The sequence below is a fragment of the Alteromonas confluentis genome (assembly GCF_001757105.1).
In the GTDB taxonomy this organism is placed as follows: Bacteria; Pseudomonadota; Gammaproteobacteria; order Enterobacterales; family Alteromonadaceae; genus Alteromonas; species Alteromonas confluentis.
Genome location: NZ_MDHN01000010.1, coordinates 151,011 through 173,594 on the forward strand (window position 1 = coordinate 151,011; position 22,584 = coordinate 173,594).

24 protein-coding genes are annotated in these 22,584 nt (G+C 53.4%); all 24 read left to right on the forward strand.

Annotated features, from left to right (window positions below):
- Positions 1-26: 26 nt before the first annotated feature.
- The 24 genes from BFC18_RS22000 to BFC18_RS05330 all read left to right on the forward strand — a co-directional run bounded on the left by BFC18_RS22000 (position 27) and on the right by BFC18_RS05330 (position 22,583).
- Positions 27-161, forward strand: coding sequence for a hypothetical protein (locus tag BFC18_RS22000; protein ID WP_281182370.1), 135 nt, complete (start codon positions 27-29; stop codon positions 159-161).
- Entirely contained in the window at positions 158-403 is a 246-nt protein-coding gene (locus BFC18_RS05220; protein WP_070124144.1) for a hypothetical protein, read from the forward strand. The genes BFC18_RS22000 and BFC18_RS05220 overlap by 4 nt, the downstream gene beginning before the upstream one ends.
- A complete protein-coding gene (locus BFC18_RS05225; protein ID WP_070124145.1) occupies positions 393-965 on the forward strand; it encodes a DUF3486 family protein in 573 nt (190 codons plus the stop codon). Before BFC18_RS05220 ends, BFC18_RS05225 begins: the two co-directional genes overlap by 11 nt.
- A complete protein-coding gene (locus BFC18_RS05230; protein ID WP_070124146.1) occupies positions 965-2,617 on the forward strand; it encodes a hypothetical protein in 1,653 nt (550 codons plus the stop codon). Before BFC18_RS05225 ends, BFC18_RS05230 begins: the two co-directional genes overlap by 1 nt.
- On the forward strand, positions 2,618-4,222 hold the full coding sequence (locus BFC18_RS05235; RefSeq protein ID WP_070124147.1) for a DUF935 domain-containing protein: 1,605 nt from the start codon (positions 2,618-2,620) through the stop codon (positions 4,220-4,222).
- On the forward strand, positions 4,222-5,649 hold the full coding sequence (locus BFC18_RS05240; protein WP_070124148.1) for a phage minor head protein: 1,428 nt from the start codon (positions 4,222-4,224) through the stop codon (positions 5,647-5,649). Before BFC18_RS05235 ends, BFC18_RS05240 begins: the two co-directional genes overlap by 1 nt.
- Entirely contained in the window at positions 5,636-5,842 is a 207-nt protein-coding gene (locus tag BFC18_RS05245; RefSeq protein WP_070124149.1) for a hypothetical protein, read from the forward strand. The genes BFC18_RS05240 and BFC18_RS05245 overlap by 14 nt, the downstream gene beginning before the upstream one ends.
- Positions 5,843-5,845: 3 nt before the next feature.
- Positions 5,846-6,286 (forward strand): phage virion morphogenesis protein, encoded by a 441-nt coding sequence (locus BFC18_RS05250; RefSeq protein WP_070124150.1) that lies wholly within the window; start codon positions 5,846-5,848, stop codon positions 6,284-6,286.
- A 181-nt stretch (positions 6,287-6,467) separates the two neighbouring features.
- On the forward strand, positions 6,468-7,649 hold the full coding sequence (locus BFC18_RS05255) for a phage protease (protein WP_083272928.1): 1,182 nt from the start codon (positions 6,468-6,470) through the stop codon (positions 7,647-7,649).
- A gap of 36 nt (positions 7,650-7,685) precedes the next feature.
- Entirely contained in the window at positions 7,686-8,615 is a 930-nt protein-coding gene (locus BFC18_RS05260) for a Mu-like prophage major head subunit gpT family protein (protein WP_070124151.1), read from the forward strand.
- Positions 8,616-8,690: 75 nt separating this feature from the next.
- A complete protein-coding gene (locus tag BFC18_RS05265; protein WP_070124152.1) occupies positions 8,691-8,999 on the forward strand; it encodes an HI1506-related protein in 309 nt (102 codons plus the stop codon).
- A 3-nt stretch (positions 9,000-9,002) separates the two neighbouring features.
- Positions 9,003-9,422 carry a gp436 family protein gene (locus tag BFC18_RS05270; RefSeq protein ID WP_070124153.1) on the forward strand — a complete coding sequence of 140 codons (420 nt, stop codon included), beginning with the start codon at positions 9,003-9,005 and terminating at the stop codon, positions 9,420-9,422.
- Positions 9,422-9,847, forward strand: coding sequence for a phage tail terminator protein (locus tag BFC18_RS05275; RefSeq protein ID WP_070124154.1), 426 nt, complete (start codon positions 9,422-9,424; stop codon positions 9,845-9,847). The genes BFC18_RS05270 and BFC18_RS05275 overlap by 1 nt, the downstream gene beginning before the upstream one ends.
- Positions 9,844-10,050, forward strand: coding sequence for a hypothetical protein (locus tag BFC18_RS05280; protein ID WP_070124155.1), 207 nt, complete (start codon positions 9,844-9,846; stop codon positions 10,048-10,050). The genes BFC18_RS05275 and BFC18_RS05280 overlap by 4 nt, the downstream gene beginning before the upstream one ends.
- Positions 10,047-10,994, forward strand: a complete 948-nt coding sequence (locus BFC18_RS05285; RefSeq protein WP_070124156.1) for a hypothetical protein — start codon at positions 10,047-10,049, stop codon at positions 10,992-10,994. The genes BFC18_RS05280 and BFC18_RS05285 overlap by 4 nt, the downstream gene beginning before the upstream one ends.
- A 137-nt stretch (positions 10,995-11,131) precedes the next feature.
- Complete coding sequence (locus tag BFC18_RS05290; RefSeq protein ID WP_070124157.1) at positions 11,132-11,521, forward strand: hypothetical protein; 390 nt, start codon at positions 11,132-11,134, stop codon at positions 11,519-11,521.
- An 8-nt stretch (positions 11,522-11,529) separates the two neighbouring features.
- The gene (locus tag BFC18_RS05295; protein ID WP_070124158.1) at positions 11,530-11,841 is read left to right on the forward strand and encodes a hypothetical protein; all 312 of its coding nucleotides are present in this window, start codon (positions 11,530-11,532) and stop codon (positions 11,839-11,841) included.
- Positions 11,817-14,321, forward strand: a complete 2,505-nt coding sequence (locus BFC18_RS05300; protein WP_070124159.1) for a tape measure protein — start codon at positions 11,817-11,819, stop codon at positions 14,319-14,321. Before BFC18_RS05295 ends, BFC18_RS05300 begins: the two co-directional genes overlap by 25 nt.
- Positions 14,318-14,935: a hypothetical protein gene (locus BFC18_RS05305; RefSeq protein ID WP_070124160.1), complete on the forward strand. Its 618-nt coding sequence runs from the start codon at positions 14,318-14,320 to the stop codon at positions 14,933-14,935. Before BFC18_RS05300 ends, BFC18_RS05305 begins: the two co-directional genes overlap by 4 nt.
- Complete coding sequence (locus BFC18_RS05310; RefSeq protein ID WP_070124161.1) at positions 14,932-15,573, forward strand: hypothetical protein; 642 nt, start codon at positions 14,932-14,934, stop codon at positions 15,571-15,573. The genes BFC18_RS05305 and BFC18_RS05310 overlap by 4 nt, the downstream gene beginning before the upstream one ends.
- Positions 15,563-15,976 (forward strand): DUF6950 family protein, encoded by a 414-nt coding sequence (locus BFC18_RS05315; protein WP_070124162.1) that lies wholly within the window; start codon positions 15,563-15,565, stop codon positions 15,974-15,976. Before BFC18_RS05310 ends, BFC18_RS05315 begins: the two co-directional genes overlap by 11 nt.
- The gene (locus BFC18_RS05320; protein WP_070124163.1) at positions 15,967-21,609 is read left to right on the forward strand and encodes a phage tail protein; all 5,643 of its coding nucleotides are present in this window, start codon (positions 15,967-15,969) and stop codon (positions 21,607-21,609) included. Before BFC18_RS05315 ends, BFC18_RS05320 begins: the two co-directional genes overlap by 10 nt.
- Before the next feature lie 11 nt (positions 21,610-21,620).
- On the forward strand, positions 21,621-22,007 hold the full coding sequence (locus BFC18_RS05325; RefSeq protein WP_070124164.1) for a hypothetical protein: 387 nt from the start codon (positions 21,621-21,623) through the stop codon (positions 22,005-22,007).
- 189 nt (positions 22,008-22,196) lie between these two features.
- The gene (locus BFC18_RS05330; RefSeq protein WP_070124165.1) at positions 22,197-22,583 is read left to right on the forward strand and encodes a hypothetical protein; all 387 of its coding nucleotides are present in this window, start codon (positions 22,197-22,199) and stop codon (positions 22,581-22,583) included.
- The last annotated feature ends 1 nt before the right edge of the window (position 22,584 follow it).

Below are 22,584 nucleotides of genomic sequence, written 5' to 3' on the forward strand. Positions count from 1 at the left end.
ACCCCGCAAGCGAGGAAGAAAGCACCATGAATGAGTTTGTTCAGTTCGTCATCGGCATGACTATCGCCGGTGCCATCGGCAACATTGCAGGTCTGATCATCGGCCTGAGTTTTTACAAGTTGGGTCAGTACCTGAAAACAAAAAAAGGGGCTAACTCATGAGTTTCGCATTAATGATGACGTTGTTTATCACCCTGATTGTCAGCGCGGTAATTATCGTTCTTTACGAATGCCGCTTAGCGAACATACGCGTCATGCTCGAAACGTTGGAAAGCTATGAAGGGCAGATTGACTACCTTGTCAAAAGCAAAGCTGAATTGCGTGATTTGCTCTTGGATATCTGCGATTCGCAATTTGAAAAGTGCGAGAAAGAAACCCCCAACGAGGCCACCGATGACAGATAAACGCACCCGTGGCAAACCCAGCAAAATCGACCAGCTGCCGGAGAGCATCAAAGCCGTTCTGATCGAGCTGCTGCGCGACAAGTCAGTCACGCAAACCGAAGTACTGGAGAAGGTAAACGGCCTTATCCAGGATGCCGGACTGCCCGATGACGAACAGCTCAGCCGTTCTGGCCTGAATCGCTACGCCACGCGCATGGCCACCGTGGGCAGTCGCATTCAGGAAGCCCGCGAAGTGTCTAAACAGTGGGTCGACCAGCTGGGCGGCAAACCTACCGGCGAAGTCTCCAAAGTGCTCATTGAGATGGTGCGCACGCTGGCCTTCGACCAGGTGCTGAAACTGTCTGAATCCGGTGAAACCGTACCGCCCAAGTTCATTAAGGAACTGGCCGTAGGCGTGGAAAAGCTGGAGAAAGCCGCCAGTGAATCCACCAAGCGTGAACGCGAAATCCGTAAAGCCATGGCCGAAGAAGCGGCAGAACGGGCCGAGTCTGCCGCCAAAGCCGCTGGCCTCACCAGTGAGGGCGCAGCCCTTATCCGCAAAGAGATATTAGGTATTGCCTGATGAAACTGCCACCAAAGACCACGCCTAAAGAAATTCAGCCCAGCCCTTCTCAGTATCAGAAGGCCATTGAGCAATGCGACTGGCTGGAGACCCGCTTTGGTCTGCCCACGTTCATTCCCTTTGATGAGAACGAACTGTTGCTCGGGTACCAGAAACGTTGGATAGCCGATGACTCACCGCTGAAAATCGCCGAGAAGTCACGTCGTACCGGTATCACCTGGGCAGAGGCTGCCGATGCCGTATTAACCGCCAGTAAGAGCAAAGCCGCCCTCGGTACCAATCATTTCTATGTGGGCAGTAACAAGGAAATGGCCCGCGAGTTTATTGATGCTGCAGCCATGTGGGCAAAGGCATTCAATAAAGCGGCAGGCGACATCGAAGAAGAAATGTTTTTCGATGACGGCCAGGATGGCAAAGAGATCCTGACGTTCGTTATTCACTTTGCCAGCGGTTTCAAAATTCAGGCGCTTAGCTCCAAACCCAGCAACCTGCGTGGTATGCAGGGTAACGTCACCATCGACGAAGCCGCCTTTCACCTGCTGCTGGCTGAGGTGCTTAAAGCCGCCCTGGCACTCACCATGTGGGGCGCAAAAGTGCGCCTTATCAGCACCCATAACGGCTCTGAAAATCAGTTTAACCAACTTATTGAAGACAGCCGCGCCGGGCGTAAACGCTACAGCGTACACCGCATTACCCTCGACGATGCCTGCGCCGAAGGGCTGTATCAGCGTATCTGTCAGCGCCTGGGCACGCCATGGAGCCAGGAAGCCGAGGAACAGTGGAAGAACGACCTGCTTAGCGATACCGCCAGCCAGGAAGATGCTCTGGAAGAATACTTTTGTGTGCCTAAACACGGCGGTGGCGCTTACATCAGCCGCGCCCTGATTGACAAGGCCATGCAGAAACCCGGCGATAACGGCCAGCCCATTGTGATCCGGTACAAGCAAACGCCAGAGTGGAATGCCATGCGCCCAGACCTGCGCGCCGCCGACATTAAAGACTGGTGTAATGAAGTACTGCTGCCGGAGTTGATGAAACTCAGCCCCGACCATCGCCACTGCCTGGGCGAAGATTTCGCCCGTAAAGGTGACTTAACCTGTTTATGGATTGGGGCGATTCAGCAAGACCTCAGCCTGCATGTGCCGCTGGTCGTAGAGCTGCGCAACATTCCCTACAAGCAGCAAGAGCAAATCCTGTTCTTCCTTATCGACCGTTCGCCCCGCTTTATCGGTGCTCAGCTCGATGCCACCGGCAACGGTGAATATTTAGCTGAACAGGCCGTCGACAAATACGGCTCCAGTCTGGTTGAGTCGGTAAAAATCAGCGAAACCTGGTACCGCGAAAGCATGCCGGTCATGAAGTCGTACTATGAAGACTTCGATATCGTCATTCCAAAAGACGCCGACATTCTCGATGACCTGCGTTCAATACAAATCAATAACCGGGGCGTGCCGCGCATACCCGATGCCAAAACCGACGACAAGAAAGAGCGTCACGGGGATAGCGCCATTGCCTGCTGTATGTTGGTGATGGCCAGCAAAATGGAAGGCGGGGAAATTGACTACATCGCGCTGCCCGGCAAATCCGATCGCGCCCATAGCAGCATGCGCAATGCCGCCGATTACGGCGTTAAACCACAGGGGTGTTTTTAAATGGAAACCTATGAAGTAAACGGCATCCGCTACCGGGTGCGTGATAAAGAACTGCAAGCCAAGCAAACCGACGACAGCCCCCGCGTAGTCCAGTTACGCAGGGAGTTTGCCGAACACCCATCTAGTGGTCTCACCCCGGCATCACTGGCGCTTATTCTGCAGAACGCCGAGCAAGGCAATCTGCTGGAGCAAAGCTATCTGGCCGAAGACATTGAAGAGAAAGACGGCCACATCCAGGCTGAACTATTTAAACGCAAGATGGCCCTTACGGATATTGACTGGAGCATTGAGCCACCGGCCAACGCCAGCGCCAGTGAACAGGCCGACGCCGCTGAAATAGAACAAATGCTGAAAGATGTGGACGACTGGCACAACATCATTTTCGGCATGTCAGACGGTATCTTGAAAGGCTTTTCCAATATCGAGTTCGACTGGGGCATGTATCGCCGCTTCCGGGTGCCGCAGAACTTCGAGCATATTCCCGCCACCTGGTTCCAGCTTGCCCAGGACAACCAGAACGAAATTCGCCTCAGAGACCAGACCGGCTTTGGCGAACCGCTGCGCCCGTTAAACTGGCTGCAGCACCGTCACGCTGCAAAATCCGGCTATCCGGCCCGGCAGGGTCTGGTCCGTCAGCTTGCCTGGCCATTCGTGTTCAAGAACTATTCCGCTCGCGATTTAGCTGAATTCCTTGAAATCTACGGTATTCCGGTGAAGCTGGGTAAATACCCCAGTGGCTCCACCGAAGAGGAGAAAGCCCGGTTACTGGCGGCAGTAATGGGCATTGGTCACAATGCCGGTGGTGTTATCCCCAAGGGCATGGAAATCGAATTTCACGAAGCGGCCAAGGGTGGCGGTAGCGATCCGTTCATGACCATGATGACCTGGTGCGAACGCACCCAGTCCAAAGTGCTGGTAGGCCAAACCCTCACCGCGCAGGTAGACAGCACCGGTAGTCAGGCCCTGGGGAATGTGCACAACGAAGTGCGTATGGACATTCGTGATCATGACTTACGCCAGTTAGCCACTACATTAAACCGCGACCTCATTTGGCCCATGTACATGCTGAATGGCAATAGCTACAGCGGCGACCCACGGCGCAAACCGCGCCTGGTGTTCGACACCCAGGAACCGGAAGACCTCAAGCTCTATTCTGAAAGCCTGCCGAAGCTGGTTGAAGTGGGCATGCGCATTCCTGTTAGCTGGGCGCAGGACAAGCTGCGTATCCCGGAACCGGATGGCGATGAACCCGTGCTGGCCAAAGCAGCGCCCGCGCCTATCACGGACATCACACCCCAGCCCGAACAGCCTAATCCAGCAGCACCGCTAAAGCTTGCCCTTGCGGCCCTGCGTGCTGCCAAGTCCGGCCCGGACGGCGCAGACATCTTTACCGACAAACTGCAGAAAGCGGCGGCAGAACCGTTTGCGGCCATCATGCAGCCCATTGAAGAAATGGTGGCACAAGCCGAATCCATGGAGCAGCTGCTGGAGCAACTGCTGGAACTGGAGAACACCATGGACACCACCGACTATCAGGAAGTGCTGGCGCTCGCCATGGCCAGCGCCGAAATGTCTGGCCGTTACGATGTGAATGAGGGGAATTAATGGCCCAATACGGTTCACTGCCCTTTCAGGAAGCTATCACGTTCTTTCGTGAGAAAACCAACATGCCCAGTGAGCGCTGGGCAGATGTGTGGCGCAGTCAGCATAACAGCGCTTTCATGGTGGCAGGCGCAACCAAAACCGAGCTGCTCGCCGACCTGCGCAAAATGGTCGATGATGCCATTGCCGAAGGTACCGCGTTAACCGCCTTTCAAAAGCAGTTTAAACAGCTGGTTAAAAAGCACGGTTGGGACCACACCGGTAATGCCGCCTGGCGCGCCAACATCATTTACAGCACCAACATGCGTCAGGCGTACAACGCAGGCCGTCACGCCCAGCTGCAGAACTTCCCGTACTGGCGCTATGCCCACGGCGATAGCCGGTACCCGCGCCCCCACCATGCCAGCAAACACGGTCTGGTGTTGCCCAAGGACAGCCCGTTCTGGCAGAAATGGTTTCCCCAGAATGGCTGGGGCTGTAAGTGCAAAGTGTACGGTGAAACCGAGCGCAGCCTGAAACGCCGTGGCCATTCGGTGAGTGACGAGCCGGTAATCGATACGGTGGAATGGACCGACAAAGCCACCGGCGAAGTGCACTATGTGCCCCAGGGCATTGATCCGGGCTTCGACTATTCACCGGGACAAGTTAGTCAGGAAACGCTGCTCAAACAGCAACAGGCCGAGAAGCCCCCGCTGCGTGAGCGCCTGCCAGAACGTCAGGTACCGACAGCGTTTTCAACCAACAAGCAGGTGAACGTGCATGGCCTGAATACCATTTTCAACGAGGTAGCCACCGTGCAGCCGCAAATGAACCAGCTTGCCACCTTCATTCAGAAGTACGATATTAAAACGCTATTCCTGCGCCCCTCCGACATGGTGCGCGGTACCCGTAAGCTTGCCCCGCTGCGCCAGCCCATTGCGGACTACCTGGGCGTGGATGAAGAACGCGCCTATCGCTACTGGCCCGTGCCGTCCAGTACCGCCCGCAATTCTAACGGCTACACATCCAAGCAGTGGAACCATGTGGTGGTAAAAGCCAAAACCGGCGTATCACTCAATAAGGTGACAGACATTTCCGATCTCACATCTGCCGTGGAAGCCGCTATACTGGCAGCGAAGGAAGGCAGCAAACAGTGGTCGCTGTCGCACATTGTGCGCCACCACACCGACAGTGGGGATCACGGTGGCACCTTTGTAACGTGGGTACACGAACTGGGTCACCAGGTACACTATGCCGCCATGCGCCGTGGCTACGACCAACCCGGCGAAAGCACCGGCATCACCCGCTACAGCCTGACGAACTGGATGGAGTGGCACGCCGAACACTTTGCCGCCTGGGCATTAAACCGCGAAGTACTGCAGCAGCACTACCCGGAAATCGCCACCTACTTTGATGAACTCATGGAGAAACTGCTGAATGAAAACCAATAAAATACTGGCATCAATCCGCGCTGCGAATTCGAAACCCTCAACAGTGATTGCCGAAGCGCAGCAGCTGTTCGCAAGCAGTGCGCCTGCCGAAGAAAAGCTGGCGCAGCTTGAAGCGATGGTGCCAGACGCATCACCCGACGAACAGGAAGCGTTAGGCGATTTGATGTCTGCTGTTATCGCATCGCAGGACTAACCCATGGCCGGAGTATTCATTGAAGTAGAAGCTCAAAGCCTGGCCCGTGCCGAGCGTTATCTGCAGCGCATCATCACTGCCGGTCAGAACCTGGAACCCGCGTTTGCCGAAATCGGTGAATACCTGCTGGAGAGCCACGCCGAACGCTTCTCACTGGAAGTGGCCCCAGATGGCACGCCCTGGGAACCATTAGCCCCCAGCACGCTGGCCAACAAGGCCGACGACCGCATTTTGCAGGAAGAAGGAACCCTGCGTGATACCCTCAGTTATCAGGTGACCGGCGCAGAGCTGCTATTTGGGACCAACCTGATTTACGGCGCAACTCACCAGTTTGGTCGTGAAGAAGACGGCATACCGGCGCGGCCTTACCTTGGCATCGCCACATCGCCCTGGAATGACGAAGATGAAATTGTCGCGATTTTGAAAGACCACTTGCAGAGTTAGAAAAACGCCCTGTATGCTCCTGTAAGCGATTTTACCCACCCAAGGCCACACCTGTTCGCCTTCGATTCATTTAAACGCTTCTGAGCGAATTTAAACAGGCTCTAAGAATATCTGAATGTCTGACTCTCCCTAATTCAGACTAATCCCACAGCGTTACCCCACCGGCCCATACTGAGGGCCTATGAAAAACGTACACGTAATACCGCACCCCAACCAACAAGGTGACCGCCATGTAGCCGCTTCACTTTCTGCTGCTTTGAATTCGGCAGGTTTCGCCGTTGCTGTACTTTCCGGCGATGCCGAACAGCCCCTGGGTATTGCTGCCTGCTCATTCGAAATCAATATCGATGAACCCTGGCAGCAAATTCTGCCGGGTGGTGACTTTGCCGCCTATGATGGCCGCCCATTCGAAGTGCCGGGCAATAAATGGCGCATTAACGATGTTACCGGTGCGGCCCTCGCCCAGAAACTCAACGACCGTGCTGCCACCGGTCAGCGGCTGCTGTTCGATTACGACCACCAGACCCTGTTTGCCAAAGAGAATGGCGGTAAAGCCCCGGCCTCTGCCTGGGGTGAAAAGTTCGAGTGGCGTTCGGGCCAGGGCTTGTTCGCCCAGCTGTCGTTCACCGATACCGCCCGCACCCATGTTAAAGCCAACGAATACCTGTATTACTCGCCGGTTGTCATGTACGACAAAATCACCGGTGCGGTTTTAGATTTACACAGTGCTGCCTTAACCAACGACCCCGCTATTAAGGGCATGGCCGAGGCAGCTGCGCTACACGTTCAACACCAACCGGAGCCAAAAGCCATGAACGAAGCCCACGCCTTACTGTTTTCCCTGCTGGGTGTCACTGTCGACACCACCCAGGAAATGGACGCCGCTGCCCTGCATGCAGCCTTAAGTACCCCGGAAGCTGCCACCGGCATCGCGGCATTAGCTGCGCAGTCAGAAGGGTTTGAAACCGCCCAGACCACCATTGCGACATTGTCTGCACGCCAGCCAGGTATTCCGGTTGCCACCTATAACGCGGTAGTTGCAGAACTGGCCGCACTGAAAGCCAATCACGATGCGGTAACGGTTGACCAGGTTATCGAACAGGCCCAGAAAGCGGGCAAGTTCATTGCCACCGCTGAACTGTCTTACTTAAAAGAACTGGGTAATGCCGACATGGCCGCGCTGAATTCTTTGCTGGATGGTCGCCCGGTGCTTGCTGCCCTCACCGGTAAACAAACCCCGAAGCAGGACAACCCGGCAAAAGACAAGGTGGAAACGGCAGCGCTCACCGCCGACCAGAAGTCGATTGCCGACCAGCTCGGTATTTCCCACACCGAATTCGCTGAACTACACGCAGCGGAATAAACCCGTTAAAAACTAACTGCCAGGAGAAACGCCCCAATGGCTATTGTAAATGCAGCAACCCTCACCGCATTGCGCACGGGTTTTAAAAAGAATTTTGAAGACGGCAAGGTAAAAGGCGAACCGATGTTTAACACGGTTGCCACCACCATTCCATCTACCACCAAATCGAACACCTATGGCTGGCTGGGTCAGTGGCCGGGTTTCCGAGAGTGGATTGGCGATCGTGTGCTTAAGTCAATTAAAGAGCATGCTTACGCCATCACCAACAACGATTTTGAAAGTTCTGTCGCCGTCGACCGTAACGACATCGAAGATGACAACCTGGGCGTATACGGTCCGATGATGAACGAAATGGGCTATGCCGCATCGGTCTTTCCTGACGAACTGGTGTTCCCAATGCTGGGGGCAGGCTTTACCACGCCCTGTTATGACGGCCAGTACTTCTTCGATACAGACCATCCGGTAAACACCGAAGTGGATGGCTCCGGCTCCGAAGATTCTTTCTCTAATGCGATCATTGATGGCGCGTACACCGGCGATGCCTGGTACCTGCTGGATACCTCTCGCAGCTTAAAGCCGCTCATCTTCCAGGAACGCAAAGGCATGCAGTTCGTTGCCATGGATTCCCCAACCGACGAGCAAGTGTTCCTCAATAAAACATTCCGCTACGGCGTAGACTGCCGCTGCAACGTGGGTTACGGCTTCTGGCAAATGGCCATTGGCGTGAAGAAGGAACTGAACTACACCACCATTTGGGAAGCCATTAACCAAATGCGCAGCTTTAAAGCAGACGGTGGCCGTCCGTTAGGTCTAGGTAAGCGCGGTTTAACGCTGGTAGTGCCTGCATCACTGCAGAAAGCAGCGGAGCAAATCAATAATCGTGAGTTCATCGACGATGGCGGCACCACGGTTAGCAACGAGTTACGTAACCGCTTTACCGTCGTTTCACCAGATTATCTGGTGTAGGCCCTACAACGTTTACAACTTTGACAACTACCGGCCCGAAAAAGGCCGGTAGCCATCAGCTAAAAGGAAGCAATTATGACTCAATTAACTACTGCAGTGGTGCTGTTGGTCACCGCCTCACTTGCCTCGTTTCGACGCGCAGGCCTCGGTTTTACCAATAAAGGCACCGCCCTCCATATCGATAGCCTCACTGATGAGCAACGTGCTGCTATCGACGCCGAGCCGAAACTGTCCGTTAAAGAAGTGTCAGCCGATGCCATCCCCGAAGGCGTTGATCGCACACCGTTCGACACGTTTCTTGCCGCCCAGTCCCAAACGGAAGAAAAAGAAAAAACGCCGCCTGTTACGAAAACCAAATCTGCCAACACGACGGCGAAGGCATAAATAATGTATTGCAGCACTGACGACCTCATTGAACGGTTCGGCGCATCGGAACTGGCGCAGCTGACAGATAAAGATGCCGGTCAGATTGTCCAGCCGGATGTTGTCAGTGCGGCCATCGAAGACGCCAGCAATACTATCGATGGCTACATTGGGGGGCGCTATCCCTTGCCACTGGCCAACCCGCCAGCCGTGTTAATCAAAATTTCCGCGGACATTGCCCGTTATAACCTGTACGACAATGTGATCCCCGATGTGGTGGAAAAGCAATTCAAAGCCGCCATGGATTTTGTGAAAGCGGTAGGTAAAGGTGATGTGCGCCTGGGTCTCTCTGCAGACGACCAGGCATCTGCAACCAGTGAGCACATTGAAATGCGTTCATCGGGCAGTGTGTTTTCTCGCGATAACAGCAAAGGGTTCATCTGATGCTGAACCTGGTAAAAGCCCGCATCCAGCCCCTGTTCATATCAGTGGGTACAGCGGTAAATGTGCAAAACGCCATTAAGCAGCCCATCAATCAGCGCAACTGCGCCTATGTGGTGCCGGTGAATGAACGCCCCGCGCCCTCTGGCCGCGATGCGTCTGTGGGTAAGCCGCTGCAGGAAACCATTATCACATTTGGTGTGGTAATTGGCATTCAGAGCCTGAACGACAACACCGGTGAAAAGGGCCTGGCTGCGCTGGAGCAATTACGGACGAGCCTGAGAGCCGAATTGTTTGGCTGGTCCCCCTCACCCGAACACGAACCGGTCAACCTGAGTAATTCAGATTTAGTGGGTTTTGCTGCCAACGGCATGTGGTGGCTCGACCGTTTTACAACCACAACTTGGTATGAAGGAACCGCTTCATGATTATTGTTACTAACACTTCGGCTTTGCCTGTTACCAGTGCGGCCATGCAATTTGAACCGGGTGAAAACCGGTTTAGGGATGCCCAGCTCTCAACCGGCAAGCTGGCCCAAATCAGTCATCACCCACTTTTGAAATGGGTAAAAGTGGAAGACCGCCCGGTAGATGACCGCCCTGCAGAGAAAACCAAAGAGGCCAAATCATGAGCATCACCCCAGGTTATAAAGAGAAGAAAAAATTCATTATGGTGGCCACTCGCCGCCCTGAAGACACCCCCAGCACTGACTATATCGCCAACGGTGCGTCACCTGTAGCCATTCAGACCAGCGGCTTAAGCGTAGAGCCATTGGTGACCGAACAAATTAACCGCGAACTGGACAACGGTGCAGACGGTGGTGAGCCGGTTATTCACATCAACGAAATGATTAAAATCACCGCCCCGTTTGAACTCACCGGGTCAGGCGATGCCGCCGCGCCTACCGCCTTCGCGAAGATGCTGCAGCTGGCGGGCCGCGATATCAACACCGATGTGGCGGGTGAAGTTAGCCATAACCGTATTACCACCGCGTCACAGGAAATCGACGGCTGCGTGTATTTCTACTGGGAAGGCATGTATCACAAAGCCTTTGCCTGTAAAGCCACACTTACCCGCTCTGGTACCACCGGCGATCGCCTGATGTGTTCAGCGGAAGTGACTGGCGTGTATGGTGGCACCCTAGCCGGTACACCACCCACCCCCGATTTCGGCAATTTCCAGAAGCCGCTGCCCATGGGCGAACTGAACACCAGTTTCAACATCGATGGTCAGGCACTCAACCTGTACCAATATGAAGTGGCTGACAATGCCACCATCGAGTACGACGAAGGTACCGAGCAGAAACGCATCTTTATTGATAACTGGTCAGAAGAGGCCAAGTGGGTTATCGAAGCGCCAGAACTGGGAACCTTCGACCCGTTCGCCATTTTGCTGTCGAACGTAGAAGTACCATTTGGATTCACTCACGGTATTGCTGCCGGTGAAGTGTGGGAAGAATCCAGCACTGGCGCACAGTTCCTTACCGTGAAGCCGACAGCAGAGAAAGGCAAAAAGTGCTGGGAAATCACCGCCCGTGTGATTAAAGGCCACGATGCAGTGCTGAAAACCCGCTAAAGCGGCATAGAACCAAAGTAAGAACGGGTGCAATGGATTGCACCCGGCAGCGCCCAGGGACGGACCCAACTCAAGTGTGTGTGCTTTGCTGGCAATGGATGGCCAGCTTTTTTTAATCCTGAACAAACGAGGTTTATATGTCGTTTAAACTCGCTGAAAACGATTATGTATGGTGGCCCACGGCCATTGAAGTGCCAGTCGACGGCGGCAATACTGAAACGCACCAGTTAGAGGCGCAATACGATTTGCTCGACCAGGACGAATACAACGAACTGGTAGACGACGATATCGTATTCCTCGTGCGCGTCGTCAAAGACTGGAAAGACGTTACCGACCACAACGACCAGCCACTGCCCTGCACCAAAGAAAACAAGCTCAAGCTGTTCAAAAGCCGGGGCTACATCCGGCTTGGATTCCTCAGCGCGTACCATGAGGCAGTGACTGGTATTAAAGCAAAAAACTTGCAGGGGCAGCCCGCTTCTGGGCGCAAGGGCCGCAAGCCCCGCAATCGGAAATCGACGAACTAGTCGAGCAAATGAAGGAGCTGGGCGCAGACAGTAAAACTATCGCCCAGCACACCGCACACCTCGACCCCGACGATACCTTCGAAGTTTGGCCACCGCTCTGGAACGTGATCCAGTGGTTTGTTGCCACAGACGATCTCTACCGATGGCATAACGGTTTTTGTTTGGGTCTTGATTTGGTGCAACTGCAGGCGGAAGCCACCCTAACCGGTAGACAGTACACACCAGAGCAATTTGAAGACCTTCGCTTTGTCAGTCACATCTTTGCAGATGAACTGACCAAAAAGGCGAACTCTTCATGTCCGACATCGTTACGGGTATAAAATTAAAAGGCGACGCCAGCGGCCTCGTAGGCGAAACCAAACGTGCCCGTAATGAGTTGGACCGTTTCAGAACGGCAACAGACAGAGCTGGGCAGCAAGCCAAAGTAACCAGCCAGGAAGTAGACCGCCTTGGCGTAGCCAGTGGCGGCATGCTTCGCCACGTTAAAGCAGCCGGTGCCGCCTTGCTGGTTGCTTACGCTGGAACTGAACTTGTCAGAAATCTAGCTGACACTACCCGTCGCTTTGAAATCCTTCAATCTGCCCTTGTTACCGCTACCGGCTCTGCCACTGCAGCCGTCAGCGTATTTAAATCCATCCAGCAAACCGCTGCAGAAACGCCATTCTCCGTAGAACAACTCACCACGGCATTCATCAAGCTTAAAAACTTAGGTCTAGACCCGAGCAAAGCGGCCATCATGAGTTACGGCAATACGGCTTCCGCCATGGGTAAAAGCCTTGACCAGTTTATTGAGGCCGTTGCTGATGCGAGTGTGGCAGAATTTGAGCGATTAAAAGAGTTTGGTATTCGGGCGAAGAATCAGGGCGATACAGTTACATTCACCTTTAAAGGGGTAAGAACGACAGTAGCTAACGAAGCTTCTGCTATCGAAAATTACCTTTTGCGACTCGGCAATATTGATTTTGCCGGTGGTATAGAGCGCCGTGCTGCTACCCTGGATGGTGCCATATCCAATCTGGGCGATAGTTGGGATAACCTGATGTTCTCGATTGCCGAGACTGGGGTTTCTGACATCATGAAAACCAGCCTCAGAACGGTATCCAACGGTTTAGATGCCATTACCGCCCGCATATCCAGTGGCGAACTAATGGCCGCGCTTTCCGCCTATGCCGGTGCCTGGTCGGGTTGGGGGGACTTGATTTCTGACAGTATCGACCTCGTAACCAATCTCTTCGCCCAGTTCCCGGAAGAAGTACAAATGGCGTCAGATGCCATTTCCTTTATTCTCTCGACAATGGGTAATGCCTTCCTCACCTTCCCGCAGAACGTGCTTGCCATGGTGAAAACCATCGCAGTAGAACTGTCGACGCTGGAACAAGTGGGCCGCTTGTATATTCTGCAGTTCGGTGCATCGGTTCAGAACGGACTGAAAGAATTAGTCGCCGTGGCAGGGGCGTATGCTCGTGACTTAGCCGATAAGCTCAACCCGTTTGATGGCGACACCTATGACCTCTCCGGTGAGCTGGCGCAGATAAAAACGTTCTATACACAACAAAAAGCGGAATCCAACGCCTTTTTCGACAGCCGTATCCAGGGCTCCTGGAACGCCCGCGAAGAAGCATTGAACAACATCCGCGCTGAACGTGACGCTTCCATCTCGTCTATGAACGCTCAGCTCGCTGCAGCGAAAGCCCTGGCCACCGCGCGCCAAAATCCGCCCGCTGCCAACGATAACGACTTTACCAACTCAGGCGGTAATACACCGGCCATCACGCCCGAGCAGCAACAAGCCAATTATGATGCGCTGAAGCAAGCGTACCTGTCGGAAGAGCAGCTGCTTATTCAGCATGCACAGGCTGAAATGGCCACCATCGCCCAGAAGATGGCAACCAACCAGGTTACCCAGCAGCAGGGGCTTGATTTGATGCTTGCTGCAAAACGCAAGCATGAAGAGCAGGTGCGCGAACTGGAACAGCAGCGCGCCAGTGAGAATGGCGTGAACGCGAATGGCGAAACCATGTTCGACCAACTTCGCGCCCGCTTTGCTACCCAAGAAGAACTGCTGCGCATGAACGCGCAGAATGAAATGCAGATCATTGCCGAGGCTGCACAGGCGAAACAAATCACCCAGCAACAAAGCCTCGATTTAATGCTCGCTGCCCGTGAAAAGCACCTTTCGGAGCTTCAAGCATTAGAAGTTCAGCGCGCCAATATGATCATGAGCGGTGCCCAACAAACATTCGGCGGGCTAGCCAGCATGGCCAAAACCTTTGGCGGTGAACAGTCGAAGGCATACAAAACGCTGTTTGCGATTTCCAAAGGCTTCGCCATCAGTCAGGGCATTCTAAATTTAGCTACCGCCATCAGTAACGCCTCTGCCGCACAGCCTTGGTATATGGCCCCGGTTGCTATTGCGCAGGCCGCTGCAAGCGGTGCCAGCTTGCTCGCTAACATCAAAGGCGCAACGCTGCAGGGGCAAGCCCACGGCGGTCTCGATAAAAACGTGCGTGAGGGTACCTGGTGGCTACGAAACGATGAAATGGTATTGAATCCCCGCCAGCGTCGCAGCTTCGAAAACATGGTGGCCGCGAACGATAACGTCGGCGGTCGCATGGGGGGTAACAATCGCGCGTTTACGTTCTCCCCGAAAGTGACTATTCACGCCCCGAACGCCACCCCAGGCATGGAAACAAAAATTGCAGATTCAGTGCAGGCCGGTATGGCCGAACTGTACGAACGTATTCGCGAAGATTTCGCCGGTCAGGGTGAACTTCGCCAGACACTGAGTAACGTAGCATGACCGTAACCACTTACGATTTCCCCGACGCTGTACCAACCGGTACCGGCCTTTTTGTGCTGCGCTTTAATAGCCAGCTCGATACTAACGACTATTCCGGCCACGAATTCGTGGTAGACAATGCCGGTGAACGCTGGATGGTTCGCCGTCACTGGCCGGTGTTGTTCGCAGAGGAACGCGACGAACTGTACAAGCTGCTGGCCCGTCTGCGCGGCCCGGTGAACAAAGTCCGCATGAAAGACCCCAAATTCACCGCGCAGAAAGGTACTTGGGCAGGTTCGCCCGTTGTCGACGGTGGTGGGCAATATGGTCTGTATGTCGATGTGCGTAATTTTGGTCCATCGCAAATGGTCGCCGCCGCACTCGATCGTTTCATGATTGGCGGTCAACTGTTAGAAGTACGCGATGATGTCACCAGCAACGCCAGTGGCAAAGCGCGCATCTATCTCAACAACGAGCTGCGAAACATTCCCGCCAACGGTACAACGCTTATCTCCGATGTGAACGGCCTTTCGTCAACATGCCGCTGGACAAACCCCAAACAGGTTGAAGCGCTGGCCGGTAACAAGCGCATCTATCGCGATGTCACCCTAGATTTTATGGAGTCGTTCACATGATAGAGCGCCTAATCACACCGCAAATGGCAGAGGCTGCGAAAGCCTCTCCGTCCCGCCTGTTGGCGTTTGCCGAAATCGAATACGAGAACGGGTGGATTCGTCTACATACCGGCCATGGCGAGCGTGAATACAACGGACAAACGTACCTGGGCGTCGGTGAATTTGCCGGTGTCGGCAAGGTATCGGAAAACGATAAAAACACCCGCAGCCGGGCAAATTTTTCGCTTAAGCTGCTGGATCTTTCCCTTTTTACTGAGTTACTGAATTTTCGCCCTATCGGTCATGACTTTTACATGCACCTGGTAGCGTACGACGAGAACCGGCGCATTATTGACGGTACCGACTACGTTATCGATGGCTACGTTGTCGATTACGAAGCGGTACGTGGCGATGAAGCCAAATCGATTCCTGCAGTAGCAAAGCTGGCCGTGAGCGACTGGATGGAGCGCTGGGCACAGCCAACAGAAGCCGCTAAAACCACAGATAACGCGCAGCAGGCCATGTATCCCGGTGACCGCTTTTTTGACCTGGTAGAAATCATTGCCGGTTCGCCCCTTTCTGCCCTACCCACCAAATCTAACTACTCAGGCCCACGCGGTGGCACACGAACAAATAAAGGGTTTAACAGTGAACGTTAAAAAAGACTTTGTCGCGCTGGCTGAATACATTTCAGCGAATACATCCACGCCCTTTGAATGGGGAAAATTTGATTGCTGCCTGGCTGTTGCTGACGCATTGCGCGCCATGACAGGCCACGACTTTGCAGAATCATTTCGCGGCCATTATGCCTCGAAACGCGGCGCGGCCATGGCGTTACGGCGCTATGGCCAAGGCACCATTAAAGACACGTTAAACCATATTTTTGGCCCGTTTAAACCCCGGTTAAATACTGGGCGCGGCGACGTGGTGTTAGTGCATACCGATATTGGGGATGCACTGGGTGTTTGCTTTGGCGGTCAGATTTGGTGCGCCGCTGAAAACGGTTTGCAACCTCTGCCCATGCGTCGGGCCATTTGTTGTTGGAGTGTGTCATGCCAGTAGTTGCCGTTGGTGTTGCTGCAGGCATGGCGAGTGCCGCAGCAGGTATTACAATCGCCGGTGCAACCGTGTTCGCCAGTGCCGTGGCAATCGGTGTAGGTACCGCTATCGGTACGCAGTTACTTACCGATGCTATGACGCCGGAATTGGGAACGCTCGATACTAACCCTGCCGCAGACCAGGCATTGACAACCCAGGGAAACCAGTCTCGCAAAATCGTCTACGGTGAGGCGTTAGTCGGTGGGCAAATTGTCGGTTATGCCAAGCCCACGATTGCCGGTACCGAGTGGCACGTGATGGTGCTGCACCTGGTCGGGCACCCATGCGAAAGCGTAGAGGTGTACGAAATTGAAGGTAAGAAGCTCAGTGAGTTTGGCAGCAAGGCCCGTGTGAGAACGTACCTAGGCGACCAAACATCCGTAGACAATACGGCAAAAACGCACATACCTGGCTGGACAGACGATCATATCGGTACCAACCAAACTTATGTGGTCGTTGAAATTGAAAACGACCCGAACCTGGTTGCGGGCACCATCAATGAAATGAAGTTTGTTGTGCGTGGCCATCGCGTTTACGACCCTCGTAAAGACGACACGGCAGGCGGCAGCGGTGCCCACCGGGTTAACGACAGTGCAACGTGGGAATGGTCAGATAACCCGGAATTGTGTGCGTATCATGCGTTAATGACCTATGGCGGTAAGGCCGTACCACAGCGTCGAATACCCTGGGATTTTGTTGCCGTGTGCGCAAACTACACTGACGAGTTGGCCACATACCGTGATAAAGACGGCAATGAACAGCAAGGCCAGCGATTTGGCTGTAATGGCGTGTTGAATAATGGAATGCGCCCCAATGAGTTGCTGAACCAAATTATGCTCACCATGGGTGCGAAGCTATATCGAGTGGGCGGCCGCGTATTTATTAAGCCTGCCATGTATGCCGGGCCTGCCACAACCACGATACACGTTAACGATTTGCGGGAACTGCCCCGCTATACGCCACACCGTAAATACAGCGAACTGACAAACTTTATTAGACCAGAGTACGTCGAGCCCGAGCTGAAATGGCAAGTAACCAGTGCACCCGTTGTAACCAGCGAAGCTTATCGCGCCGCCGACAAAGCACACCTTGAAAGCACTATTCGTGCGAACCTTGTCACCAAGTCGCATCAAATACAGCGCCTGGCAAAACTGCAGCTGGAGCGAAACCGCGCCGGTTTCGTTACTTCGTATCCGTTAGATGGCCTGCGCCTGGATATTGCTGCCGGCAACGACATCCGGTTTGTCGACCCACAAAGCGGCATCAATAAAGAATTTCTGATCGCCAGCACCGATTACGACACGGCAAAGCGCCGCACCCTGCTCACGCTTGTTGAAGACGGTCCGGCACTATACCCAGATTCATTTGAACCGGCCGAAGGCGAGTTAACCCCAAACACGTCATTGCCAGATGCCACCGCGCCCATTGCGCCAGAAAACGTGGTATTCACGCAAACCCCGGCCGATTCGTGGCGACAAGGCCGCCTCACCTGGACGCACCCCAGTCCCAACTCGGTAATCAACTTTATTGTTAAAGTCAGTAACGAAGAAGGATTCAGCCGCACTTTTGCACCGGTGGAACTGGAGCAGAGCCTGTCGAACATCCCGCTGGGTGATTACACGCTCGAAGTCGGTGCAATAAATCGTTACGGCAAGCAGGCTTTTTCATCGCCACTAGACATCACAATATCGAGCACCCCCACGCCAGAGGGGGTGACCACGCAAGTGCTAACCGGCAAGTTGATTGTCACTGGCCCGCCCTTGCCTCACGATGCAGCGACGTACGATTGGCGCTACGCCTACGATGGTGTGTTCGCCAGTTCGTATGACGGCGGCCGCGATGTTGCTTTAACCATTCACGATACGCCTCAAAATGGCAGTGTGACGATCTGGTACCGGTTGATTGACGGTGAACGAGCCGATGCGAACTGGACAAGTTTTGTTGTAGGTCCGTTGATTGGTCTCATTCAGATGACAAACAACGGGAACGGCACGTATACCATCAGCACAGATACCATGTCGATTATCATCCGTGATGGTAACGACGGTGATATCCCAACCGTAACCGATAACGGCGATGGTACCTACACAATCGAGGGGGCGAACGGCCAGACAGTAACAGTTTCGGATGGTGAGCCCGGCTATTCACCGACCAAAGGTGTTGATTACTTCGATGGCTTGAACGGTGACTTTGTATCGTACATCTATCGCAACAGTATTAATAAACCAGCAACCCCATCAGGTGGTTCATTCGACGGCAGCACAGAAAACTTCCCCAACGGTTGGACAGACACCCGTACAGCGCCAGCTGAAGGCTATCGCCGATGGGTATCGACTGTTCGTTATAGTGATAATGGTGATGGCACCTGGATGAAGCGCACTGCTTGGTCCGAAGCCGCCCCGGATTTCGAGAAAGGCGACCCCGGACCAGCACCAACTGTCACCGATAACGGCAATGGTTCTTACACAATTACTAGCGGTGAGGATTCAATCACTATTTTAGATGGTGCAGCGGGTGATATTCCGACGTTCACGGATAACGGTGACGGCACCTATACCATCACAAACGCCCTTGGCGAGACCATTACTGTACGCGATGGCGATGATGGTTTCTCACCGCAAAAAGGCGTCGACTACTTCGACGGCGTAAACGGCGATTATGTGTCCTTCGTCTTTAAGAACGCGGCCAGCAAACCCGCTACGCCAACCGGTGGTAGTTTCGATGGTAGTAGCGAGACTTTCCCCTCGGGCACCACGGACACTAGAAGCACACCGCCCGCTGGGCAAAAACGCTGGGTGTCCACCGTTCGCTATAAAGATGACGGTGATGGTACCTGGTCACGCCGTTCTGCTTGGTCTGCCTTTAGTGAAGATTTCGAGCGTGGTGATAAGGGCGACGACGGTGCAGCTGGCGCTGACGGCTTAACACCTTCGGACATCGTGGGTGTCGCGGGCCAAGTGTGGGGTTTTACTGAGGATGATAACTATCTCGACTGGAACCTGACAAACTTAAACAATGCGAGCGTTGTACGGGGTTCGCTACATGCTACGGCTACGAACAATGATCCTTATATAGCGATAAACGATCTCGCCATCGTTGGCGCTGACAATTACGGCATTAAAGTGCGATTACGCACGAGCAGTGCAACTCACAATACCACTGCGCAGCTTTACTGGACGAATTCATCGCATGGCCATCACGATAACTATCGCTGCACAAAATCGATTCGATACCAACAGGATGAATGGACTTATTTGATTTTTGATATTCGTGATGCCAACACCACTACTGCGCGTGATGATTGGATGAATAGCGTAATAACTGGCATTCGCATCGATCTCGCTAATGAAAATGCAAATGGGAAATCGTATGAAATAGACCATATCGTGGTTGGGTATTTTGGTTCTGTGCTCCCGCCGGTAGACGACGATGACGCAACACCCGCACCAACAAATTTGATTGGCAACCCGAAAGGCGCAATTGCAGATAGACACGGTAGGGCGCAAGGATGGAAGCCTTGCGAGGGCGGATTTGATTACGACAAAATTCGTTACTACGCGGGCAAGAAAGCACTGCGCTGTGGCTCGCAATCGTATACCAATGTAGCTTTTGCATATAAAGCCGTCGCCGTGAATTCAGACACCGTTTATCGCTTGCGACTGTGGCTAAGCAGTGAGCATGTTCAAACAGGCGGCGTGTATATTCGCTTACTTGAGCTCAATTCAGAATTGCCCGCGAATAAAACGCACGTTGTGAACAGCACTCACGCATCAACGCCGCACGGTGTAGCCCGCAATTCATACAAATCGTTTCATTCGAATGGCGGCGTTGATGACGAACCTCAGTTGTTTGACTACGACTACACCCCGCCAGCCAGTGTAAAATACGTCTCTCTAGCGATTTATCGTTGGTCTGGAAACAGCGGTTGGAATGGCGGCGCTGCGGCGAATGTGTGGATACATCACGCCGAAATGTTTGTCAAAGAAGCGGCCGCTAGTGTTAGAAACGATCAACTATCTTCTGAAAATATACGCCAAGGTGCGGGCTGGGGAACACTGCCCGCGAGTGGCGCGAACTACGTTTCAGACTCACACATAGACGGGCGGGCAAATAGCCGTATTGGTGCGTTGAGACCCGACGATGATTACCGCAATTCCCGAACAACAGCATCACAGGTTGGTCTAGGAAGTGTCCCTAATTGGACTCCAGACGGTTTTAGAAACGAAGCCGTAAATCGTGCTCTGCAAAATACTATGCTGCGCAATCCCTCGGGCTACGGGGACAACTTCTGCAATCCCAAGTATTTTGACCCGCGAACCGGTATACCGCTGGTTACCGGGAATGTGACGAGTACACTGATACATGAAACATACGCTAATCGAAACGGTGATCGTCCGAATATCGAAGGTTGCTATCGCTACCAAGTAACGAATGGGGATGCCTGGATGTTGTTTGGGCGCTCTACCACCGATTACAATATTGCTATTCCGCCAAACAAGAAGTGGTTAGTTAGTTTTTATGTATTCCGACAAGGCAGTTCTTCGCTAGGTTACCCCAAATTTCAAGCGTATCTGCGCACCCCAAACGGCTATACGGGGAGCCCGCACACCGCGTCATTTACTGAATATCAGGCTTGGCGCCGTATCTCTGTTATTGTCGATTTGACTAATGACGCGAGTACATCTGCTGCACTTCGTATTGATGTAGATGACTGTAGCGCTGGGCAGGTCGTTTTAATTACTGCGCCAATGCCGGAGCTATATCGCAACGACGGAAACGCAACACCAAGCGCCCTGGCAGCACCGCCCACATTACAACCTATTCTCCGCTCTCGCCTTCTGCCAACATCAAATAACATGGGCACACCAGCTGCGGCCAATTCAAGTTCGTTGTCTAGTGATGTCGATCCGAGCGATGGTAACAAGGCGCGTATCGACATTGCAGCTCACTCGGTTACCGTATCGAACGAGAGCATCAGCTATAACAGCGGCACAGTGTACAGCCTTGAACAAGGCACAACGTATCACGTCTACTGCTTCGACCCATACGGCGTGGGCGGCAACGTTAGCTACTATGCAACAACGAACGGTGCATCCCTTGCTCGTGATGACATATACAAAGTTGGTAAATTCACTACTTACGTAAACGGCGGTGGCACAACGCGTCCCGACCCTGGCGACTGTCCGCACGCCGATACGTGGCTCACACCAACGCTGCAAGCTAAGGATGCAAAAGTCGGAGATGTTATTGATGCTGTGACCAACGGCGTTAAGCACAAAGCACCAATCATTGGCATTTGCCCAGCAACAGAAGATGTCATCACATTTATAACAGTATCCGGCAACCAGAAAACCGTATCGCTATACACGCCGGTGGATATGCGCGATGGCAGCAGCCGGTTCGCGGTGAACTTAAAACGCGGTGATGAAATGCTGGCAGAAATGCCAGATGGTGAATTGGTGTGGGAACCTGTTGTAGACAAGGTGATCACCGCTGCACAACCTGTCATGCACATATCACTAGGCGGTACCAACTTCCTCGGTGGTGTATCTGCAGATAAACGCCTAGTCACGCACAACATTTTTTACAAACCATAAGGAATTAACGAATGTCAGATTTGCAATTTGAAGCCGTTGCCCACGACACATACCAGTGGGCCCTGCCCGCCGACCGTTTGCTTCGCATACTCTCAGGCCCTGCCACAGGCGATATGGTACGTGTATCAATTACAGAGAAAATGGAAGACCGAGACCTGGATGGCTCAGACGACTACCTGCAAACTCTCGCTACCGGCGAACTGATTGATGAAACAACAGGCGAGCTGCTGCCGGTTAACGGCAGTACAATTAAGGTTTACCACAATCCAGGCAAACCGTTGAGCGAGATGGAAGCCCTGGAGCAGACAATCACGGATTTCGCTGCCATAGTAACCGAAGAGATGGTATTCAAAGTCATGCGCCGAAAGCAGTCCATGCTCAGCCGCACATTACTTTAAACCGCCCTGCCCGCCAGCTCACCACTGGCGGATTCTTCCACAACCCCGACTAAACCCACCACCCATACACCACCCACCATACTTAAATAAAATCGCACGTTCTGAAAAATTACCAAACTGCATTAATCAGGTTTAAACACAATTAAAAGCCTGTTCAAACGCCGTTTAACGCCACCGGAGGAAGCCTGGATGCAGTACAAAACAGTCACCGCATCATCAGGCCGCCAGGTAGAGATTCAAACTGTCACTACACTCCACGTGCACACAGACACAGAAAGCGTGTCGGTACAGCAGTTAAATATCAGAACGCCAGGCCGCCCCCACCCGAGAGATTTCACATGCTCGGCAACCGTCATCAATGACACCGCCCACATGTACCTCGGCGCAGGACACACAGACGCAGACCCGCGAGAGGTTTATTTCGCAACCTTCGAGGCACTGTACACCATCGGCGCCCGGTTTGTTACTTATCAGCATAAAGCAAAGACGGTAAAGCGCCGCATACCAGCTCCGCCCAACAGAAGCGCGAACGATCAACACGAACACATTGAAATTACGCCCGGCGTGGCAGTTTAGT

Coding starts and splice junctions, on each gene's coding strand:
- BFC18_RS05325 (WP_070124164.1), top strand. CDS start 21,621: ATGTCAGATTTGCAATTTGAAGCCGTTGCCCACGACACATACCAGTGG.
- BFC18_RS05305 (WP_070124160.1), top strand. CDS start 14,318: ATGACCGTAACCACTTACGATTTCCCCGACGCTGTACCAACCGGTACC.
- BFC18_RS05225 (WP_070124145.1), top strand. CDS start 393: ATGACAGATAAACGCACCCGTGGCAAACCCAGCAAAATCGACCAGCTG.
- BFC18_RS05290 (WP_070124157.1), top strand. CDS start 11,132: ATGTCGTTTAAACTCGCTGAAAACGATTATGTATGGTGGCCCACGGCC.
- BFC18_RS05260 (WP_070124151.1), top strand. CDS start 7,686: ATGGCTATTGTAAATGCAGCAACCCTCACCGCATTGCGCACGGGTTTT.
- BFC18_RS05270 (WP_070124153.1), top strand. CDS start 9,003: ATGTATTGCAGCACTGACGACCTCATTGAACGGTTCGGCGCATCGGAA.
- BFC18_RS05265 (WP_070124152.1), top strand. CDS start 8,691: ATGACTCAATTAACTACTGCAGTGGTGCTGTTGGTCACCGCCTCACTT.
- BFC18_RS05330 (WP_070124165.1), top strand. CDS start 22,197: ATGCAGTACAAAACAGTCACCGCATCATCAGGCCGCCAGGTAGAGATT.
- BFC18_RS05280 (WP_070124155.1), top strand. CDS start 9,844: ATGATTATTGTTACTAACACTTCGGCTTTGCCTGTTACCAGTGCGGCC.
- BFC18_RS05255 (WP_083272928.1), top strand. CDS start 6,468: ATGAAAAACGTACACGTAATACCGCACCCCAACCAACAAGGTGACCGC.
- BFC18_RS05240 (WP_070124148.1), top strand. CDS start 4,222: ATGGCCCAATACGGTTCACTGCCCTTTCAGGAAGCTATCACGTTCTTT.
- BFC18_RS05220 (WP_070124144.1), top strand. CDS start 158: ATGAGTTTCGCATTAATGATGACGTTGTTTATCACCCTGATTGTCAGC.
- BFC18_RS05295 (WP_070124158.1), top strand. CDS start 11,530: ATGAAGGAGCTGGGCGCAGACAGTAAAACTATCGCCCAGCACACCGCA.
- BFC18_RS05275 (WP_070124154.1), top strand. CDS start 9,422: ATGCTGAACCTGGTAAAAGCCCGCATCCAGCCCCTGTTCATATCAGTG.
- BFC18_RS05245 (WP_070124149.1), top strand. CDS start 5,636: ATGAAAACCAATAAAATACTGGCATCAATCCGCGCTGCGAATTCGAAA.
- BFC18_RS05320 (WP_070124163.1), top strand. CDS start 15,967: ATGCCAGTAGTTGCCGTTGGTGTTGCTGCAGGCATGGCGAGTGCCGCA.
- BFC18_RS05285 (WP_070124156.1), top strand. CDS start 10,047: ATGAGCATCACCCCAGGTTATAAAGAGAAGAAAAAATTCATTATGGTG.
- BFC18_RS05230 (WP_070124146.1), top strand. CDS start 965: ATGAAACTGCCACCAAAGACCACGCCTAAAGAAATTCAGCCCAGCCCT.
- BFC18_RS05310 (WP_070124161.1), top strand. CDS start 14,932: ATGATAGAGCGCCTAATCACACCGCAAATGGCAGAGGCTGCGAAAGCC.
- BFC18_RS05300 (WP_070124159.1), top strand. CDS start 11,817: ATGTCCGACATCGTTACGGGTATAAAATTAAAAGGCGACGCCAGCGGC.
- BFC18_RS05235 (WP_070124147.1), top strand. CDS start 2,618: ATGGAAACCTATGAAGTAAACGGCATCCGCTACCGGGTGCGTGATAAA.
- BFC18_RS22000 (WP_281182370.1), top strand. CDS start 27: ATGAATGAGTTTGTTCAGTTCGTCATCGGCATGACTATCGCCGGTGCC.
- BFC18_RS05250 (WP_070124150.1), top strand. CDS start 5,846: ATGGCCGGAGTATTCATTGAAGTAGAAGCTCAAAGCCTGGCCCGTGCC.